At 50.7% G+C, this 5,121-nt stretch carries 5 protein-coding genes; all 5 read right to left on the bottom strand.

The genetic code is table 11. From position 1 onward, the window contains the following. Nucleotides 1-15: 15 nt before the first annotated feature. Nucleotides 16-1,008, bottom strand: a complete 993-nt coding sequence (locus tag KOO63_13510; GenBank protein ID MBU8922829.1) for a SpoIIE family protein phosphatase — start codon at nucleotides 1,006-1,008, stop codon at nucleotides 16-18. Continuing rightward, complete coding sequence (locus tag KOO63_13505) at nucleotides 1,005-2,192, bottom strand: FprA family A-type flavoprotein (protein ID MBU8922828.1); 1,188 nt, start codon at nucleotides 2,190-2,192, stop codon at nucleotides 1,005-1,007. Before KOO63_13505 ends, KOO63_13510 begins: the two co-directional genes overlap by 4 nt. A 63-nt stretch (nucleotides 2,193-2,255) precedes the next feature. Further along, entirely contained in the window at nucleotides 2,256-2,681 is a 426-nt protein-coding gene (locus KOO63_13500) for a transcriptional repressor (GenBank protein MBU8922827.1), read from the bottom strand. A gap of 562 nt (nucleotides 2,682-3,243) precedes the next feature. Then, nucleotides 3,244-3,909, bottom strand: a complete 666-nt coding sequence (locus KOO63_13495; protein ID MBU8922826.1) for an OmpA family protein — start codon at nucleotides 3,907-3,909, stop codon at nucleotides 3,244-3,246. A 239-nt stretch (nucleotides 3,910-4,148) separates the two neighbouring features. Continuing rightward, on the bottom strand, nucleotides 4,149-5,121 hold a 973-nt coding region (locus tag KOO63_13490; protein ID MBU8922825.1), incomplete at its 5' end, for a T9SS type A sorting domain-containing protein.

The following is a 5,121-nucleotide window of genomic DNA, read 5'->3' as shown; positions in this document are numbered from 1 at the left end:
CATCATTGCTACTCATTACAACTCCTCCCTGGCCGAAACAAGGACGATCGATATCTCGTCATTCAACGGCGTGCCGCCCGCAAAATCTCTCAGGTCAGCCATCAGTCTGTTTATCATTTCACCCGGTGGTGTTCCTACTGATTTTCTGAGAATATCAGCTACACGTTCCCGGCCAAACATATCGCCCTCAACATTTCGTGCTTCTATAATTCCATCGGAGAAGACACAGAATACGTCTCCTCTGTTGAATTCAATAGTAGTCTGCCGATACGGAAATTCCGGGTCTATACCAACGACGAGCTGAGTATTGAGCAGAGACTCTATAGAACCGTCCTTTCTGATCACAAAAGGAGGTTCATGCCCGGCGACCGTGTATGACAATTCACTGTTTGCCATATGAAAGAGCGCGCACAGCATTGTCAGGAACACGCCCTGACCCTCGAACCTTTCGCTCATTGCCCTGTTCAGCTGCTTAACCACGTTCCTCGGAAAAAGCGCGTCCGAGTCGAGAGTGAAACAGCCTGCGGAGTCTATATATTCGCCGATTATCCTGTTAGCAAAAGCATTGATGTCTGTCGTCTGAAGTCCATGCCCCATAACGTCGTACAAGGTGAGAAACGTACCAGTGATATTTTTACTTTTATCCTTGATGACCGACGTGACGATATTGTCCCCGCCGACAAGTACGGCCGGCAGCGATATGGCCATCATCTCGAGACAGGGTGAGACCTCGATATTCCTCAACGGAGGTTCCTCCGGGATCGGATATGTCAGGACTGGGCCGGTCTCCTCGCTCCAGTGTTCATCCCAGCCCTTTTCAATCGATATATATTCGTTCATCAGAAGTCGGCGGTGGGTCCTTTCCTCCTCCGCCAACCGGGACAGAAGCCCTTTGACTTCTAACGGGATCGATTCATTCTCACTCTGTTTATAATAGTAGTTGAACGCCGCAGTTTCCCTGACGATAGCTTTCGACAAGATCTTCAGGACATGCTGGACTTCATTCATCGAGTCTCTCCGATTATCTTTTTCCCGATCTCGTAAGCAGTATCCTGTACAGAAACCAGTTCGTCAACGTCAGGAATATAATTGATCCTGATCTTCTCCCCGGGAAGCTCCCATTTGAGATCTTTCATCACATCCTCTACCTGCCCTACGGCCTGCCCACCCCACCCGAACGAGCCAAACGCCATTCCCACGCGGTCTCTCGGACGAAGCCCCTTAAGGTAAGTCAGAAATGCTCCTACGGTCGGAAGCATCCCGTTGTTAAGCGTGGGCGATCCGATCAGAATGAATTTCGAAGTAAGAAGATCAGTGAATATATCTGATATGTGCGTAGTCTTCAGATTTCTTCTCGTCACCGGAACTCCGGCCTTTTCCAACCCATCCTGAAGGGCGAGGGCTATCTTCTCGGTCGATCCCCACATCGTATCGTATACGATCAAGGCTTTCGGGTCGGTCTCATTCCTGGACCATTTATCATATTTGGCCACGATCTGCGGGATCATCGATCTCCATATCACACCATGGCTCGTCGCTATCATGGCGATATCGAGATCAGCAAGCACGTCGAGGGCTTTCCGCCCCTGATCGACGTAAGGCAGGACGATATTCGCGAAATACTTCGCCGCCTCTTCGTGAAGGATCTCCCATCCGACCTCGTCGTCGAAACGCTGGGGTGTCGCAATATGCTGGCCGAATGCATCGTTCGAAAAAAGGATCCTCTCTCCGGGCATCCATGTGACCATATTGTCCGGCCAGTGAAGCATCGGAGTATGAACAAAGTGAAGTGTGTTCTTTCCGATCTCCAGGGTATCTCCCGAATTGACCGGCAGCAGATCCATCCCATTCCCGAAATGTCTTTTCAGGCCCTTCTCACCCTGGACCGAAGTGATCACTCTTGCGTTCGGCGCATGCTCGAGCATTCGGGGAAGAGATCCCGAATGGTCCATCTCTACATGGTTGGAGACGATGTAGTCGATCTTCGCAGGATCCATTACAGAACTTATCCTGGAGAGAAGCTCATCGAAAAGATACGGCTTTACCGTATCTATGAGTACGTTCTTTTCGTCCTGTATGAGATAAGCGTTGTAGGTGGTGCCGCGTTGCGTCAGGTAACCGTGAAAGTTCCTGATGTCCCAGTCGATGCCTCCGACCCAGTGCACTCCGGGCTTTAGCTCCGTACTATTCATTGTTAATTAACTCCGTTTTCCCGCTCGAGAGATAATGGCAGCTGTCCGGGCCACCGTGATTGATCAGGCGTTTTTCGAAGTGCACTCAAAACATACTCCGTAAAGGTATGCCTGAATCTCCTGTACCTTGTGGCCCTGTATCGTATCGACCGCCATTATGGGACATTTCTCCGGACAATCAAGTGCTATGTCCAGTACATTACCACATTCTGTACACATGAAATGGTGATGCATCCCGGGAGTAGGATCGAAGCAGACCTCACCGCGTTTTCTTATAGAAAGCTCCTGGACCTCATCCAGATCTTTAAGAACTTTCAGAGTTGAATATACTGTGGCTTTTGACATCGTCGGATATCTTTCCTTGATCTCGGAATAGATCTCATCCACCGTAGGATGAGTGGTATTTCCGACCAGGCATTCGACGATAGCCATACGCTGCGGTGTAAGGGTAAGCCCTTTTTCCTTAAGTCGTTCAAAGATCGGCTGCATAACGGGGCCCTCTCTCTACTGCTACAATCTAAACAATAACCATTATCACCCTATAATAGTTATAAACCAAAAGCGCTTATCTGTCAAGAGACATCGCTACAATTTACCTACAATCTTATAAAATATACATATTCCAGCCAGTATTGACTATAGTTATTTAAGATATTTAGTATTAATCAGCCGTGGATCCTTTCAGCATCCGTTCGTCCCTGACCACCGGATCTCAGCCTTCCTGGCCGTTCCTGAAATATCGTAACTGATCTTCAACATGAATATCATCGAAGCCGGTTCAGGAGGGTCCGGCTCCATTCGGGCGGCCCCTGTTCCGCCCCATGTCGCAGGACCCTCCTTCTAGGACTAATATAGTCCTATATAGCGAATCTGTCAAGTCATGGAGAAAAAATAGATGAAATGGACATATTTATCAGACAGACAGAGGCCGGGCTCACCAGCCCGGCCTCTGTTATCCATATCAGTAAAAGCTTGATCCTTTTAGATCCCCGACCCCGCGTCCCCCGGCAGGCTCTGACAAACTGTCATCCCGCGCGGCGCATTACTCACTTTATTCCCCGGTCCTGTCTTCCGCGACCTTCTTCAGTTTGTCGTTAGCCATAATAGCGATTTCTACACGGCGGTTAGCCTGACGCCCTTCAGGTGTGACGTTTGTGACAGCCGGCTGGATCTCACCATACCCGAACAGAGTGAATCTGACCGGATTGATCTTCTTTGTGGCAAGGTTCACCGCGACGGATTCTGCTCTCTTGCGTGAAAGATCCATATTGTACTCATCAGATCCGGTCGAATCGGTATGCCCCTCGATCAGGATATTCGTGTCGCTGTACTTGTCGAGTATCACTGCCAGCTTATCAAGATTGACCACTGCTTCGGACTGGAGTCCGGCCTTGTTGATTTCGAAAAGAATACCGGAATCGAATGTGATCTTGATACCCTCTCCGACACGCTCCACCGTAGCGCCTTCGATATCCCTTTCGATCTCGGCTGCCTGTTTGTCCATGTAATTACCTATGTAAGCTCCTGCCGCTCCACCTATGGCCGCCCCAACGATCGCTCCGACAGCAGTGTTCCCGGATTTCTTGCCAATAGCTGCTCCGATCACTGCTCCAGTGGCACTACCGAAAGCCGCTCCCTTTTTGCTTCTGCTCCATTCGCATCCGACAGAAGTCCCCACGAGCGATATTACAAGCATAAGGATCAGCATTTTTTTCATCTCAGACCTTCCTTCTGTGGATGTCATTCCAATCCAGACTACAACTATTCCGCGACTGCGACAGAATGTAGACCCTTTTCCCGAACTTGTCAAAAGATAAGAAACCCACCATTGAAAAATGGTCTGATTGCTCCGGGTGTATTTCAACAAAAAAGGGAGGAAGCCATGCTTCCTCCCCGGAGTGAGAATCCCGCCGACTCCGCCCTGTAAATCCCCCTGGCGGATGTCCCGGACCCGCATCATCTAAGCATGATAAGTTTTCTTGCCTCTATCTGACCCGCGGCGATAAACCTGCAGAAATAGACACCGCTGGCCAGAGATTTCCCATTGTCATTCTTTCCATCCCAGGTTTCGGTGTACACACCCATCTCCCTGAATTCCGATGAAAGGAGAGCCCTCACCCGGCGCCCCACCACATCGTAGATCACCATGGTGACTTCCGTATCTTTCGCCACCGAGTATTTTATCGTCGTCGACGGGTTGAACGGGTTGGGGTAAGAACCGTTCAGCATCGTCTTGATCGGAGGTCCGCTATCATCATCCCCGGTCGGATCGCTGAACACCCAGGCCAGTCTGATGTCCCTGCACTGAATACCCTGATCGTCGACGGTCACAATCTCCATCAACATCGGGCCGGCAGGCAGGGTCGACGTATCGAGGGGCAGGATGTCTACCGTTCCATTGCCGGTGACCGCACCGGATGACATCGTTATCCACGGTGCCCGCATCGCTGCTTTCAGAAAATCCCTTCCAGCGATGTCTGGGCGAAGGATGGAACCTCCCATGGATGAAGAGGCAGCATCTCCTTCGGGAGGCGACACCTTAATGTATCCCGCCACCCAGGCGTCTCCACCGTCTCCATCGAGATCATATCCGTCTGTAGTCGGCTGATCTTCATCATTTTCACTGACATCGTAATTGTTATCTGCCGTGCTGCCCCCTCCCCAGGGATCCATGAAATCGATCTTCTGAGTGGGAGGAGCAAGCGTGAAATGGCTTGAGCCCATCGTGACAACATGTCCTATCGTGTCACCTGCGGCAGTAGTGTCCTGGAGAAGGATCAGTACGTCTTCACTGTCCGACTGGAACTCGCGGAGCATCTCGGCCAGATCAGTGGCATCGCTTACCCCCTCGGCTGATACGGTCCAGCCGGACTGCCCATGCCCCTTCAGATACGATTCTATACCTGAGACCATCCCTGCAGGATTGGTC

This window comes from Candidatus Latescibacterota bacterium (assembly GCA_019038625.1).
Classification (GTDB): domain Bacteria; phylum Krumholzibacteriota; class Krumholzibacteriia; order Krumholzibacteriales; family Krumholzibacteriaceae; genus JAGLYV01.
This window is presented reverse-complemented; position numbering and strand designations above follow the sequence as displayed.